We start from the raw sequence: 12,955 nt of genomic DNA on the forward strand, positions 1-12,955 counted from the left end.
TGGTCCGAGAACGACGGCTGCCAGTCAAAGCCCACCGCCGAAGCGGTACTGCCAGACAATGGCAAAACCATCGTATTCGCTGCCAGTGCGGCTGTACGCCCCCTTGCTCGCAGCCAGCTTGAGCGAATGGTTGCGGTTCACCGGCAGGGTGAGGGTGCCCCCGTAGCGTGTGGTCTCCTGGTAATCGTGGTTGCCGACGCCATTGATCGAGGTACTGCCGCCGGCAAAGTACGTCGTATCCAGTGAGACCCACACGCCGTTGCCGAAGGCATAGATGATATGCCCCTGTACCTGATGAAGCGGGTCCTGGGACGCCGTGCGGCCACCGAAGTAGTCATCGTTGTCGGTGTAGAAGGTCGTCGCGGCGGCCAGCTCCAGGGTCACCGGCCCCAGCCGCTTGGAGATCCCCAGTTCAGGTTTGAATGACCAGCGGTTGTTGCCCAGGTTGACCAGCCTGCCGGGGTCGTATTGGCCAAGGGGCGCGGTAATCGCCAGGCTGGCACCGATGATCACATCCTGGCGATAGTCGGCGAACTCGGCCAGGGACAGCGCCGGCGCGCCATAGAGGTTGACCGAGAAACGAAACCTTGGATCGATCAGGCCGGTGACATCACGCTCCCTGGGTTCGCCGGCAAACAGCGCAGAGCCCTTCAAATGCGCCCGGGGCACGACGATATCGAACTTCCCCGATCGACCCCATACGTCCAGGGACCTGGCAAAGGCAAACACCGCAGCCTTGATCCTGATCTTGCCATCCTCCAGCGGAACCGAGGGGTTGGCGGTGACACTGCCATCCATATCGCTGTAGCCCAGCAGCAGGAAATTGATACCGACCGGCGTATTGGCATACGACCTGGGTTCGAGGTCTTCGGCAACGGCCGTGCTGGCCAACAGGGCAAGCGCGGCCGCAAACCCTGCGCAGGGTTTGTGGGTCATGCACATTCACGCGCTTCCTGTCGGCCCCGGAGTGGTATGTATTGTTGTAGCGCATAGGCAGGACTTTGCTTCAGACTCGATCCCGATCCTATCTGGTCGGTTGAAATCACCATGGCGCCTCAATTCGAAATCAGCGAAACCCTGGTCGGCGCGCTTTCGCTGCGCGCCATTAAATCCTTTCTTGCGGCGGCGAAATTCAGCAGCTTTACCGGCGCTGCCAATGCCCTGAACGTGACCCCCGCAGCCGTCAGCAAGCAGGTGCGGGAACTGGAGGACTACCTCGGTACGGCGCTGTTTGTCCGCTCGGGAAGGGCTGTCACGCTGACGGCCGATGGCGAGATGTTCAAGGATGCCACCCAGCTTTCGCTGATCAATATTCATCAGGCCGCCGAACGCCTGCGCAAGAGAACGCCCGCCAGGCAGACCTTGACGGTGTGCTGTTCGCCCGCGTTTTCAGCGCTTTGGTTGCACAGACGACTGCCCGAGTTCCTTCGGGACGCTGCGGATATCGAACTCACCGTGCTGGCCACACAGAACTTCATCGCGATGGAAGCCGGCGTGCAGCCTGACGTGTACATCGCCAAGCTGGCTAGCCTGCGCGGCGGATACGACAGCGAGCACCTGTTCGACGACGAAGTCTATCCGGTCTGCACGCCCCGATATCTGAACAGCCACGGCCCGATCAACGCCCCCGAAGAACTGCTCGACAGGTCGCTGCTGGACCTGAGCGCCTATGGTCGCTCGCAGATTTCCGAGCATATCGACTGGAAAGTCTGGCTGGCGCTGCATGACGTGGACACCCATTGGCGCGCCGATACCCCGCGGCACCTGTTCACCAGCAATGATTACGCAGGCATCGTGCAGTTGGCCTTGGCGCATCATGGGGTGGCCTTGGGTTGGCATCATCTGGTCGGACACCTGGTCGACAGCGGCGAGCTGGTGCGGCCGCTGCCGCACAAGACGGTCATGAAAAACCGCGGCCATTACCTGTCCGTGCGCAAGGACAGGGCGGATACCAGCGTGTGCAAACACTTCTGCCAGTGGATCAAGCAAGAGCTCGCCGCGCAATCTTCAACCAAAAGTTGAAGGAATGCCGGAGGAAATGTCGTTTAAGTTATCGATGAAATACGCATAGATTTCTCTTTGCGTCGCAAGGGGCGGCGGTACGCAAGAGGAGTTCAGCACATGGGTTTCAAGAGAAGTATCCAGGCCGTGGAAACCCATTCGGGTATCCCCATGCGCGTCGTGACCGGCGGTATCCCGCATATTCCCGGTGACACCGTCCAGGCCAAGATGAAATGGCTGCAAGCCAATGACGACGGGCTGCGCAAGCTACTGCTGCGCGAGCCGCGTGGCTACCCGGCCCATTGCTGCAATATCGTCGTGCCGCCCTGTCATCCAGAGGCGGATGCAGGCTTCATCATCCTGGAGCAGGTCGAGTACCCGATGATGTCGGGCGGCAACACCATCTCCGTGGCAACGGTGCTACTGGAAATGGGCATGCTGCCGATGCACGAGCCGGTGACCGAACTGACGCTGGAGGCACCGGCCGGGCTGATACGCATCACCGCCGAGTGCCAGGGTGGCAAGGTCAAGCGCGTGAAGTTCAAGAACGTACCGGCCTTTGCCGCGCATCTGGATGCCGTCATCGATATACCACATCTGGGCAAGGTACGAGTGGATGTCGGCTGGGGCGGCATGTTCTATGCCATTGCCGATGTGCGCCAGTTTCCGGGGCTTGAACTCAAGCCCGAACATGGCAAGGAGATTGCGCGGGTCTCGGCCATGATCCGCCAGGCCGCCATCGAGCAGTTGCCGGTTGCGCATCCCGACTATCCGGGTGTCGGGATCACGATTTCCCAGCTCTCGGGCCCCACGGACGACCCGCGGGCCGACTGGAAGAACGCCGTCACCATGCCCACCGGCCCGCTCTCGTGGGACGATCCGGCCACCTGGACCGGGGCGATCGACCGCTGCCCCTGCGGCACCGGCACGTGCGCCAAGATGGCCGTGTTACATGCCAAGGGCGAGCTGGCGCTGCACCAGGACTTCCGTCATCAGGGCATCCTCGGCACCGTCTTTACCGGCCGGCTGGAGGAAACGACGCGCATCGGCGAGCACGTCGCCGTGGTGCCGACACTGGCCGGCACCAGCTGGATCCATGGCTTGCACACCATCGTGCTGGATCACGACGATCCCTTTCCCGAGGGTTACACCCTCGGGGACATCTGGCCGAAACAGTAGGGACGGTAGCCATGCAGATCATTTCAGCGCAGCAAATCCGCTCGGTACTCGACTGGCACGGCGTTCTTGACGCCTTGCACCGGGGGCATTCGGGCTCCCGGCCGATTGCCGACGGTTACTTCATCGGCGATTCGAGCTTTGGGCTGTTCAGCCGGGGCGTCATCCTGCCGGGCAAGGGCGCCGGGGTCAAAATCGCCTCGATCCATCCGGCCAATGGCGCTGCCGATCCTCCGCTGCCAACGGAGCAGGCCGCGTTCCTGGTCATGGACGAGCGCACCAAGGGACTGGTCGCCATGCTGGACGGGCCTGAAATCACCCGCTGGAAGACCGCAGCCGACTCGGCCCTGGCGGCACGGATATTGAGCCGCGAAAACAGTGAGGTCCTGCTGGTCCTGGGCGCAGGCCCCATTGCTGCGGCCTTGACCGACGCTTACCTGCACATCCGGCCATCGATCCGTGAAGTCTTGTTGTGGAATCGCACGGCGTCGCGGCTGGAAGGCGCGCGCTCGGCGCTTGCGGCGAGAAACATCCGGGTGCGGGTGGTCGACGATCTCGATGCTGCAGTCGCCCGGGCAGACATCATTGCCGCCGCCACCAGCACATCAACGCCTGTGATCCGCGGCGAGTGCGTTCGTCCCGGTACCCATGTCGATCTGGTGGGAGGCTACCGGCCCGACATGCAGGAGGCCGATTGCACGGTGTACCGTGATGCCCGGATCTTCGTCGACGACCGGCAGAATGCTGCCCAATCGGGGGACATCCTGACTCCCCTGCAAGCGGGCGTGATCGGGGAGGGCGACATAGAGGGCGATCTGTTCGATCTGTGCAGGATGCCGGCGTTCCATCGTTCGGCCGGGGACCGGACGGTCTACAAGAATGCCGGCGGTGCCTACCTGGACCTGATCGTCAGCCAGTATGTTGTCGAGCAACTGACGTCACGCTAGCGTGCGCTGTCATCCGCTGCCTTGGGGGTCGCGGCCGAACCTGCCAGCAAGCCACCGTCAATGTTGAACTCACTGCCGGTAACGTAGGCCGCGTCATCCGAGGCGAGAAACAGCGCCATGGCCGCCACTTCTTCGGGCATGCCGAAGCGCCTGAGCGGCGTGTCGCGGACCAGGGCGGCCATTCGCGCTTCACGACCTGCATCGGTGCCGAGCATGGGCTCCCACATAGGCGTGAGGATGGCGGCCGGATGAATCGAGTTGCAGCGAACCTTCAGCCCCTGCTCGGCGCAGTACAGCGCCACGGTCTTGGTGTGGTTGCGAACGGCGGCCTTGGATGAGGCGTACGCCGCCGCGCCCGGGATGCCGACCAGGCCTGAGCGGGAGGAGATGTTGATGATGGCGCCAGCCCCCGACTGGCGCATGGCGCCAATGGCGTACTTGCAGCCGAGGAACACACCGTCGAGATTGGTATGATGCACAGCGCGCCAGTCTTCCAGGCGAGCATGTTCCGGATCATGCCGGACGACGCCCTGCTCGAATCCGGTGATCCCGGCGTTGTTCACCAGCACGTCAAGGCTGTCGCGCGCCTTCAGGATCTGCATCGTTACGCGCTGCCAGTCTTCTTCGCTGCGCACATCGAGCCGCAGGTAACAGGCGCGATCACCCAGTGAGCGTGCAACTGCGCTGCCCAGGTCGTCATTGATGTCGGTGAGGTAGACAAAGCAGCCTTCTTGCACGAAGCGCCGTGCAATCGCGGCGCCAATGCCCTGGGCCGCCCCGGTGATGAGCGCTGTCTTGGTCGTCAGTTTATTGTCCATAAATGATGTAGCTCCGTGGGGTGGTGCGTGGAAAAGGAAATCTAGCTGCGTTTGCTGCAATTGCCACCAGGATCGCGGGGCAAGCCCGCTCCTGCAGATTGACCGCGCACCGGGCCAGGTGTTGGAACCGTTGGAAATTTATGCGCAGCTCTCCTAGAACTTTTCCCTATTTATCGGTCTATTTGGATAGGCACATCGGCCCGGTAAACGCGACACGATAGTTTCCCGAAGACCGATGGCCACACATCCAAATGTCAGCCAGAGGTTGTCTTCGCTCATGAAATTCCATGTCCCACGGAGGGTGCTCTTCGGCCTGTTCGCGTTCGTCGCGGTGGGCTCGGCATCAGCAACACAGATGAAGACTTCCAATCCTGCTCCTGCACCTGAGGCCGCCGCGCAAGTCGCAGCCGTCCAGGCGCCGGCCAGGGCTGCCGAAAACCCCTGGCCAACCCTGGCCAGCGTGGCCGACCAGCAGCCAGGAGCGTTGCTGGCCCATGACGACCGCTACTGGCACGACCACCGTTATGATGATCGCCGGGACGACTGGCGGCGCGAACAATGGCGCCGCGACAACTGGCGCCGAGAGCAGGCCCGCCGGGAAGCCGAGCGCCGTCGTGACTGGGAGCGTCGGCGTGATTGGGAACGCCGTCATGACCGGGCCATGCAGCACCGTTACTACGACGATCGCGGCTACTATCGTCGCTAGGGCGTAGCGTCTTCAACCGGGGCGTGCGGGGTGTCTGGCAAGTGCCCACGCGCTCGCAGGGAAGCACTCACAAAATCCAGCGCCCGACGGAAAACGGGGTGGCATTCGGCATGGGGCAACCGGTCGAGCGCCGCCCAGAAAAACTCGAAACAGTGACCATGGTCATCGAGCGTCTGATGCGACCACCGCTCAGGTAATGGTTCACTCACCCGGCACAGGTGAAACGACCAGACCTGGCCTTGATGGCCAGCCTCCCAACAGCCCAGTTCGTCGCGGATCGTGGCCGCGTTGATACCCGACTCTTCCGCCAGTTCCCGCAGGGCCGCCTGGCCAGGTGTTTCGCCTGGCTCGATGGTGCCCTTGACCAGTTGCACGCCTGCCAGTGGGTGACGGAACAAGAGGATCCTTTGGTGCGGCGTGGATGAAAGCACTACGGCGCAGGCCTTGTCAGGGTGCATGACGATTTCCTTATTTCTAAAAAGGACAGATTTTTTGCCTGCCCCACGTTAAAGTCTCTACCGCCATAGGGCTATGCGTCCTTCAATGGCATCAGCTGCTTCAGATCGCCAATTCGATTTTCAAAGGAACTGAAATCAATGAAAGCGTTAATCGTCATCGACGTACAACACGGGCTGTTCAGGTCTTCTCCGGCCCCGGCGTCAGCTGAAAGCGTGATACATCGCATCAACGGCTTGACCAGGCGGGCCAGGTTGCAGGGAGCGCCGGTCATTTTTGTTCAGCACGAGGCAACGGGCGGCGAGTATTTCAGGCATGGCAGCGCGGAGTGGGCGCTGGACGCTGGTCTCGTCACCTGCGACACCGATCAACTCGTCCGTAAAACCACGCCCGATTCCTTCCTGAGAACAGACCTCGAAGCGGTGTTGGCGAAGTGTGGAGCGTCCCATCTGGTGGTCTGCGGGTATGCCAGCGAATTCTGCATCGATACCACAGTCCGGCGTGCCGCGGCCTTGGGCTATGAGGTGACCTTGGTCAGTGATGCCCACACGACCCAGGACAAAGCCCATGCCGATGCGGCGCACATTATCGCTCACCACAATGCCACCTTGCCGAGTATCAGAAGCTTTGGCGTACCGATCCACGCGCAAGCAAGCGAGGGTGTCGAGTTCGCTCAGGGTTAGGCATCCTGCCTGCGGGCCGTTGCACACTGGGTAAATGCCAACCCGTTCGAAGTAGTGATCGACGTCGCTGATCGCCAGGTACAAGGTGCCGGACAGCGACACCGGCGTCGGCCGAGCCTGGGGCGCTAGGCAAGCCGCTCCCACATCTGCAGCAGCCCCAGGCCATGGACAACACCGAAGCCGGTGCACACCAGCGAACTGATCACGATGAAGCGCGTGCTCCTGCCGGTGTTGATGAGAAAGAACGGCCCGACCACCCCGCGCAGCAGGTAGATCAGTGTGATCACGATGAGCGCCGGGCGCAGCAGTGGTAGCGGACCGATCACCAATGCCCCGGACAGGGCATAGGCGGCCCAGATCACCAGCACCAGCGCGATGCCAAGGGTGATGATGGCCGGAAAGGTCTTTCCCGCCTCGGCGGCGCGGACGAAGCGCTCGCCCGCACCGAACAGCCGGTAGCCGGCAGGCCCGGCTATGATCGCGCCGATGTGCAGGGCGGCAGCCAGCAGGCTGAGTACGGCACCGATGATCAATGCCAGGTTGTAGTGGTCCATTACGCGCGATCTCCCTTCCTTGAGTGCTCAAGCGAGCGTGCATCCTAGCAGCTTGCCTATACTGCTTTCGATTCGTCGATACCCCGGCAGAAAAGGAATTTGCATCATGAGCGAAGATCCGAAAGTCAAAGGGCCCGCGTCGTATTTCCCCTCGATTGAAAAGAAATACGGGCAACCCATCAGCCACTGGCTGACGCTGCTCGAATCGCTGAGTGGCAAGAAGCATATGGAGATGGTGGCCTGGCTCAAGGCCGAGCATGGGATGGGGCATGGGCATGCCAATGCGCTGGTTGCCTACTTCCTGCACCGCACACCGTAGGAGCGGGCTTGCCCCGCGAAGCGATGTGAATGGCAGCAGGCAATCGCGGGGCAAGCCCGCTCCTACAGGCGGTCAAACCAGGATGGGGTGACCGCTTGTCGGCCTTTGCCCTGGGTTGTCGATTACCTATGCGCCCATTCGACTACTGCACAGATCAACCCCACGTGCAGGAGTAAGTGTCATGGCTTATGTCGATGGATTTGTCATTGCCGTACCCACCGCCAACCGCGAGGCCTTCAAACGCCATGCCGAGGAGGCGGCGCTGGTGTTCAAGGAGGCCGGGGCGCTGCAGATCAGGGAGTGCTGGGGCGACGATGTGCCCGAGGGCAAGGTGACGTCGTTTCCGATGGCGGTGAAGTGCAAGGACGATGAGACGGTGGTGTTTTCCTGGATCGTCTGGCCGTCGCGGCAGGTGCGCGATGCCGGGATGCAGAAGGTGATGGAGGACTCGCGCCTGCAGCCGGACAAGAATCCCATGCCCTTCGACGGGCAGCGGCTGATCTTTGGCGGGTTCGAAGTGCTGGTGGATGTGTAGGGGCCGCTGGCCTCATCGCCGGCAATACCGGCGATGAGGCTCAGTGGGCAATCTGCTTTTTACAGTTTCGGCATCTGCCCGATCCGGCCCATCATCTCCGTGACGATCTGCAGGTCGAGCATGAACTGCTCGACGGTCTTGAACTCGTTGTCGTTGTGGCCGGTGTATTTGACGTCGGGCATGGCCAGGCCGAACTGCACGCCATTGGGCAGTTCATGCACCGAGGTGGCGCCGGCGGAGGTGCCGAACTTGTGCGCCATGCCCAGGTTCTCACTGGCGACCGCCAGCAAGGCCTTGACCCATTCACCCTCGGGGTTGCGGTACATCGGTTCGGCGATCGAGGTGTCCAGGGCGACGTTGATCGCGGACTGCTTGCTCCAGGCCGCAAGCTTGTCGCCGATTTCCTTCTTCAGCACCTCAGGCGACTTGCCCACCGGCACGCGCAGGTTGACCGCCAGTTTGAAGGCCTTGTCGTCCATGCCCACGTAAGTCGGCGAGGTGGTCAACGGGCCCATGAAGTCATCGGCAAAACCGACGCCCAGTTTGCCACCCAGGTAGTCCAGGCCCCAGTTGTCGGCCCCGTAGCGGGCGGCGTCGGTGATCGCGTTGTGCTTGAGCGCGACCTTGCCGTCCAGGCTGTTGATCAGCTCCAGCATCCGCGCCACCGGGTTGACGCCGGATTCTGGTTCGGAGGAGTGGGCCGATACCCCGGTGACGGTCAGTTGCACATCCTTGCCGACCACCTTGGCGTTGACACCGAAGTTGCCGCCGTTGCCCTTGGCATAGGCATCGCCTGCCTGCTGCAGGCTGGCGGCAAGCTCGGCGGGCGTGTCGGTGACAAAGGTGGCGACCGAGGTCGAGGGGATCTGGTTGGTCGCCAGGCCACCGGTCATTGCGGTGATTTCCGCGCCTTTGCCTTCGGCCTGGCGGCGCGGGAAGCTGGCCATGACGGTGCCGTAGCCTTTCTCGGCGATCACCACCGGGTAGCCGCCATCCAGCGCCAGGTTGTAGTTGGGGATGGGGTTGTGTTCGAAGTAGTACGGGATGGCGTCGCCGGTGGTTTCTTCGGTGGTGTCGACCAGCAGCTTGAAGTTTCTCGCCAGTGGCAGGTTTTCTTCCTTGATGATCTTCATGGCGTAGAGCGCGACCACGATGCCGTTCTTGTCATCCTCGGCACCGCGACCGTACATGCGATCGCCGATCAGGGTGAGCTTGAACGGATCGAGTCGGGTACCGTCCTGCAGCACCCAGTTTTCCGGGGTGACTGGGACCACGTCGGCATGGGCGTGGATGCCCACCACTTCATCGCTTTTCCCCTGGAGCGAGATCTCGTAGATGCGGTTGTCGACGTTGCGGAAATTCAGGTTGAAGGCCTGGGCCAGGCCTTTGATCTTGTCGGCAATCTTGATGAACTCGGGGTTCTCGTGCTGGTCGACACCCTCGACGCGGAAGGTCGGGATGGCCACCAGCTCGCGCAGGGTTTCGGTGGCGGCAGCACCATATTTCATCCGCGCGTAGAGACCGAGCAGGCGATGGATTTCGTTTTGCTGCTGCGCCGACAGGGGCTTGTTGGCAAGGAAGGCGGTGATGGTCGCGTCGAGCTTGTCGGCTTTGCCCAGGTCGCTCTCGGCCAGCGCACCGAGGAACTGCCTGAAGTCCTTCACCTGGGCGTTGCCGAAGGTTTTCAGGATCGCCGCGCTCTGTTGCGGGGTGATGTTGGCCTGGGCCTGGCAGGTGAAGGCAGTGAGACTGGCCAGCATCAGGGTGGTGGCCAGGTGCTTGAGTGAGAAGTCCATTGCTGGAGGCATTCCTTTGCAGGGGGTGGGTAGGCGGTGGCTGCCTCGATCGGCAAGCCGTCGTGCAAACTAACACCCCGTGCAAGCGCGCGTGGAGACCTGGAATGTGACCTGTCGCACAGTCATGCAAAAGTGACGCAGAAACGAAAAAGCACGGTGGTGGATGGCGCGACAGTGCCGGTGGGGCTTTCGCGGGGCAAGCCCGCTCCCACCTCAGACCCTGAACCGCGCCACCAGCGCCGTCAGCTCCCCGGCCAACCCCGACAACGCCTGGCTGGCCTGGCGGGTCTGTTGCGCGCCGGCCGCCGAGCGGGTGGAGAGCTCGCGGATGTTGAGCAGGTTGCGATCCACTTCCCGTGCCACCTGGGCCTGCTGCTCGGCGGCGCTGGCGATCACCAGGTTGCGTTCGTTGATTTCGCCGATGGCGGTGTAGATGCCTTCAAGCACTTGCCCCGAGGCCTGGGTGATGTCCAGGGCCGAACGGGCGCGCTGGGTGCTGGCCTGCATCGAGGCCACCGCGGCTTCGGTGCCGAGTTGCACGCCATTGATCATTTGCTCGATTTCCCGGGTCGATTGCTGGGTGCGGTAGGCCAGGGTGCGCACTTCATCGGCCACCACGGCAAAGCCGCGACCGGCCTCGCCGGCACGGGCCGCCTCGATGGCGGCGTTGAGGGCCAGCAGGTTGGTCTGTTCCGACACCGAGCGAATCACTTCCAGTACCTGGCCGATGTCGCGAACCTGGCCGGCCAGTTGTTGCAGGTGCTCACTGCTGGTCTGCACTTCGCGGGTCATCGCCCGGGTGCCGTCGAGGTTCTCGCCCACCTGCAGGCGGCTCTGCTCGGCCAGGCGGTTGGAGGCGGTGGCCGCTTGTGAGGTGGACACCGCATTGCGCGCCACATCTTCCACGGCAGTGGTCATTTCGGTGACGGCGGTGGCTGCCTGTTCCAGTTCCTGGTCCTGCTGGCGCAGGCCGTTGGCGCTTTGTTCGGTGACATCATCGAGGGCTTCGGCGGCGCGGGCCAGTTGACGGGCACAGCCGCTGATCTGCCCCAGGGTGTCGCGCTGGCTGTGCTGCATGCGTTGCAGCTCGCTGAACAGCTGGCCGATCTCGTTGCTGCTGCGTACCGTTACCGGCACGCTGAGATCGCCCCCGGCGATGCGCTGGAAGTGCTGGCCGGCCTCGCGCAACGGGCGCAGCACGCGCTGGGCGATAAAGCTCCAGCACAGCACGGCCAGCAGCAGGGTGACCACGCCCAGTACGGCGCTGAGCACCTGGGCCTGGCTCAGGCGGCGGTCGGATTCGAGCATGATCTGCTGGCTGCGCTCGCTCAGCGCCGCCACCAGTTGCTGGCGCAGCGCCTGCATGCGGGCCATGGCCTTGCCGGCCTCGGTGTTGGCGATGAAGAAGCGCTGCAGGTCGTTGCCCCGGGTCGCTTCGCGCTGGCCTGCTACGGCATCGGCGTAGCTGGCGAAGGTGCCTTGCAGGTCCACGGCCAGCACCTTGAGCGCCGGGTCCTGGGCATGGGCGACCAGTTCGTCGAACAGTGTTCGGCTGTTGCCGATCAGTTGCTCGGACAGCGCCAGGCGTTTGTCGGTGCTGTCCTGGTGGCCGCCGCTCTGTTCCACGAAGCCGGAGGAGACGTTGGCGCTGGCGCGGATCGCCATCAGCAGGGCGTTGTTCAGCCGGTCCGACTGGTGCGCGGTCTGGTCCAGTTCGGTGATCTGCCCATCGCTGCCCACCGCCGCGCGCCAGGCGCTGACGGTGGAGAACAACAGGGTCAGGCTGAACAGCGACAGCACCCAGAACATCCCGGTGCGGATTTTCAGGTCGGCGAACATGCAGGCGGTACTCCTTGAGTTGTTATTAGCGCCACCGTGCGCCGAAGGATCGGCGGTGGGTGGTCTGCTATCGGAGTTGCCGCAGACGGACTTGAGGGCGTAAATCCGCTTGTGTTCGATTACCGCACGCAGTTTGTGTCAGCAGTGCTCGCTCCACAATGGTTCTGCTTGCATCGGTCCTTGTGGGAGCAACTGTCTTTGTGGGAGCTGGCGCAGCCTGCGATCGGCTGCGCAGCAGTCGCAATCGGTTCAGCTCGGTGGGTCTGAAGGAATCGCGTCGACAGGTTTTGCGGCCGTTTCACGGCCGATCGCAGCCTGGCGGCAGCTCCCACAGATACCCTACCGACTGTGGGAGCAGGCTTCGCCAGCTCCCACACGTGCATGCCGACAACCAACTGTTGCGCCAACAATTCACCGTACTGTAGCGCTCGCCCGATGGACCAGGGCGCTACCCTTGAAGCTCTGCCAGGAGGCCTTGCGATGCTCGACCTGCATACCCTGATGATCTTTTCCGGTGCGGTGACCCTGTTACTGCTCTCACCCGGGCCGAACATGGCCTTCGTCATCAGCCATGGCGTGTCCATGGGCTGGCGCGGCGGGCTGGCGGCGGCACTGGGCATCAGCCTGGCCGACCTGGTCCTGACGGCGTTGACCGCCACCGGTGTCACCACACTGATTGCCGCCTGGCCACCATCCTTCGACATCATCCGCTATTGCGGTGCGATCTATCTGTTGTGGATGGCCTTCAAGTTGTTGCAACCGCGTAGCCCGGGCAGGGCTCAGGGGGCATCCGGGACGTCATCGACGTCAGTGTTCGTCGCCGCGACCTTGAACAGTCTGCTCAATCCCAAGGCGCTGTTGTTCTTCATCGTGTTCTTGCCGCAGTTCGTGGTGCCGGGCAAGGATGTCGCCGGGCAATTGTTGCTGCTGGGGTTGCTGCTGAGTGCTATCGCCCTGGTGTTTCATGTGCTACTGGGCTGTTTTGCCGGATTGATCAGCCGACGCTTTGCTGCACAAGGACGCATGGCACGCTTGCAGCCGCGCTTGCTGGCCAGTGTGCTGGCCTTGCTGGCGCTGCGGTTGCTGGTGATGTCGCGACCGGCTTGACCTTTCTGTGGGAGCGGC

14 protein-coding genes are annotated in these 12,955 nt (G+C 62.7%); 8 read left to right on the forward strand and 6 right to left on the reverse strand.

Annotation, left to right across the window (positions count from 1 at the left end):
- Positions 1-24: 24 nt before the first annotated feature.
- The gene (locus M2D63_RS01620; protein ID WP_285860989.1) at positions 25-936 is read right to left on the reverse strand and encodes a transporter; all 912 of its coding nucleotides are present in this window, start codon (positions 934-936) and stop codon (positions 25-27) included.
- Positions 937-1,047: 111 nt separating this feature from the next.
- On the opposite strand from M2D63_RS01620, the gene M2D63_RS01625 reads away from it, so the two are divergent.
- The 3 genes from M2D63_RS01625 to M2D63_RS01635 all read left to right on the forward strand — a co-directional run bounded on the left by M2D63_RS01625 (position 1,048) and on the right by M2D63_RS01635 (position 4,124).
- Complete coding sequence (locus M2D63_RS01625) at positions 1,048-2,022, forward strand: LysR substrate-binding domain-containing protein (RefSeq protein ID WP_285860990.1); 975 nt, start codon at positions 1,048-1,050, stop codon at positions 2,020-2,022.
- A 99-nt stretch (positions 2,023-2,121) separates the two neighbouring features.
- Positions 2,122-3,180, forward strand: a complete 1,059-nt coding sequence (locus M2D63_RS01630) for a proline racemase family protein (protein WP_285860991.1) — start codon at positions 2,122-2,124, stop codon at positions 3,178-3,180.
- Positions 3,181-3,191: 11 nt separating this feature from the next.
- Positions 3,192-4,124: an ornithine cyclodeaminase family protein gene (locus M2D63_RS01635; RefSeq protein ID WP_285860992.1), complete on the forward strand. Its 933-nt coding sequence runs from the start codon at positions 3,192-3,194 to the stop codon at positions 4,122-4,124.
- Here the strand turns inward: M2D63_RS01635 and M2D63_RS01640 are convergent.
- Positions 4,121-4,942 carry an SDR family oxidoreductase gene (locus tag M2D63_RS01640; RefSeq protein ID WP_285860993.1) on the reverse strand — a complete coding sequence of 274 codons (822 nt, stop codon included), beginning with the start codon at positions 4,940-4,942 and terminating at the stop codon, positions 4,121-4,123. The genes M2D63_RS01635 and M2D63_RS01640 overlap by 4 nt on opposite strands.
- A gap of 277 nt (positions 4,943-5,219) precedes the next feature.
- Between M2D63_RS01640 and M2D63_RS01645 the strand changes: the two genes are divergently transcribed.
- On the forward strand, positions 5,220-5,648 hold the full coding sequence (locus M2D63_RS01645) for a hypothetical protein (protein ID WP_285860994.1): 429 nt from the start codon (positions 5,220-5,222) through the stop codon (positions 5,646-5,648).
- Here the strand turns inward: M2D63_RS01645 and M2D63_RS01650 are convergent.
- The gene (locus M2D63_RS01650) at positions 5,645-6,106 is read right to left on the reverse strand and encodes an NUDIX domain-containing protein (RefSeq protein WP_285860995.1); all 462 of its coding nucleotides are present in this window, start codon (positions 6,104-6,106) and stop codon (positions 5,645-5,647) included. The two genes, M2D63_RS01645 and M2D63_RS01650, sit on opposite strands and share 4 nt — an antisense overlap.
- 138 nt (positions 6,107-6,244) lie before the next feature.
- Between M2D63_RS01650 and M2D63_RS01655 the strand changes: the two genes are divergently transcribed.
- Positions 6,245-6,787, forward strand: a complete 543-nt coding sequence (locus tag M2D63_RS01655; protein WP_285860996.1) for a cysteine hydrolase family protein — start codon at positions 6,245-6,247, stop codon at positions 6,785-6,787.
- A 125-nt stretch (positions 6,788-6,912) separates the two neighbouring features.
- Here M2D63_RS01655 and M2D63_RS01660 read toward each other — a convergent pair whose 3' ends face one another.
- On the reverse strand, positions 6,913-7,341 hold the full coding sequence (locus M2D63_RS01660) for a hypothetical protein (protein ID WP_285860997.1): 429 nt from the start codon (positions 7,339-7,341) through the stop codon (positions 6,913-6,915).
- Positions 7,342-7,447: 106 nt separating this feature from the next.
- On the opposite strand from M2D63_RS01660, the gene M2D63_RS01665 reads away from it, so the two are divergent.
- Positions 7,448-7,660 carry a DUF4287 domain-containing protein gene (locus M2D63_RS01665; RefSeq protein ID WP_285860998.1) on the forward strand — a complete coding sequence of 71 codons (213 nt, stop codon included), beginning with the start codon at positions 7,448-7,450 and terminating at the stop codon, positions 7,658-7,660.
- Positions 7,661-7,841: 181 nt separating this feature from the next.
- Entirely contained in the window at positions 7,842-8,195 is a 354-nt protein-coding gene (locus M2D63_RS01670) for a DUF1428 domain-containing protein (protein ID WP_285860999.1), read from the forward strand.
- A 59-nt stretch (positions 8,196-8,254) separates the two neighbouring features.
- Here the strand turns inward: M2D63_RS01670 and M2D63_RS01675 are convergent, their stop codons facing one another.
- A complete protein-coding gene (locus M2D63_RS01675; protein WP_285861000.1) occupies positions 8,255-9,991 on the reverse strand; it encodes a dipeptidase in 1,737 nt (578 codons plus the stop codon).
- Positions 9,992-10,204: 213 nt separating this feature from the next.
- On the reverse strand, positions 10,205-11,830 hold the full coding sequence (locus M2D63_RS01680; protein WP_285861001.1) for a methyl-accepting chemotaxis protein: 1,626 nt from the start codon (positions 11,828-11,830) through the stop codon (positions 10,205-10,207).
- A gap of 480 nt (positions 11,831-12,310) precedes the next feature.
- Here M2D63_RS01680 and M2D63_RS01685 point away from each other — a divergent pair, with 480 nt between their 5' ends.
- Entirely contained in the window at positions 12,311-12,937 is a 627-nt protein-coding gene (locus tag M2D63_RS01685; protein WP_285861002.1) for a LysE family translocator, read from the forward strand.
- Positions 12,938-12,955: the final 18 nt, after the last annotated feature.

Origin of the sequence: Pseudomonas sp. BJa5 (assembly GCF_030272875.2) — a bacterium.
Classification (GTDB): domain Bacteria; phylum Pseudomonadota; class Gammaproteobacteria; order Pseudomonadales; family Pseudomonadaceae; genus Aquipseudomonas.

Coding starts and splice junctions, on each gene's coding strand:
- M2D63_RS01620 (WP_285860989.1), bottom strand. CDS start 936: ATGACCCACAAACCCTGCGCAGGGTTTGCGGCCGCGCTTGCCCTGTTG.
- M2D63_RS01650 (WP_285860995.1), bottom strand. CDS start 6,106: ATGCACCCTGACAAGGCCTGCGCCGTAGTGCTTTCATCCACGCCGCAC.
- M2D63_RS01625 (WP_285860990.1), top strand. CDS start 1,048: ATGGCGCCTCAATTCGAAATCAGCGAAACCCTGGTCGGCGCGCTTTCG.
- M2D63_RS01640 (WP_285860993.1), bottom strand. CDS start 4,942: ATGGACAATAAACTGACGACCAAGACAGCGCTCATCACCGGGGCGGCC.
- M2D63_RS01670 (WP_285860999.1), top strand. CDS start 7,842: ATGGCTTATGTCGATGGATTTGTCATTGCCGTACCCACCGCCAACCGC.
- M2D63_RS01635 (WP_285860992.1), top strand. CDS start 3,192: ATGCAGATCATTTCAGCGCAGCAAATCCGCTCGGTACTCGACTGGCAC.
- M2D63_RS01655 (WP_285860996.1), top strand. CDS start 6,245: ATGAAAGCGTTAATCGTCATCGACGTACAACACGGGCTGTTCAGGTCT.
- M2D63_RS01680 (WP_285861001.1), bottom strand. CDS start 11,830: ATGTTCGCCGACCTGAAAATCCGCACCGGGATGTTCTGGGTGCTGTCG.
- M2D63_RS01665 (WP_285860998.1), top strand. CDS start 7,448: ATGAGCGAAGATCCGAAAGTCAAAGGGCCCGCGTCGTATTTCCCCTCG.
- M2D63_RS01660 (WP_285860997.1), bottom strand. CDS start 7,341: ATGGACCACTACAACCTGGCATTGATCATCGGTGCCGTACTCAGCCTG.
- M2D63_RS01630 (WP_285860991.1), top strand. CDS start 2,122: ATGGGTTTCAAGAGAAGTATCCAGGCCGTGGAAACCCATTCGGGTATC.
- M2D63_RS01685 (WP_285861002.1), top strand. CDS start 12,311: ATGCTCGACCTGCATACCCTGATGATCTTTTCCGGTGCGGTGACCCTG.
- M2D63_RS01645 (WP_285860994.1), top strand. CDS start 5,220: ATGAAATTCCATGTCCCACGGAGGGTGCTCTTCGGCCTGTTCGCGTTC.
- M2D63_RS01675 (WP_285861000.1), bottom strand. CDS start 9,991: ATGGACTTCTCACTCAAGCACCTGGCCACCACCCTGATGCTGGCCAGT.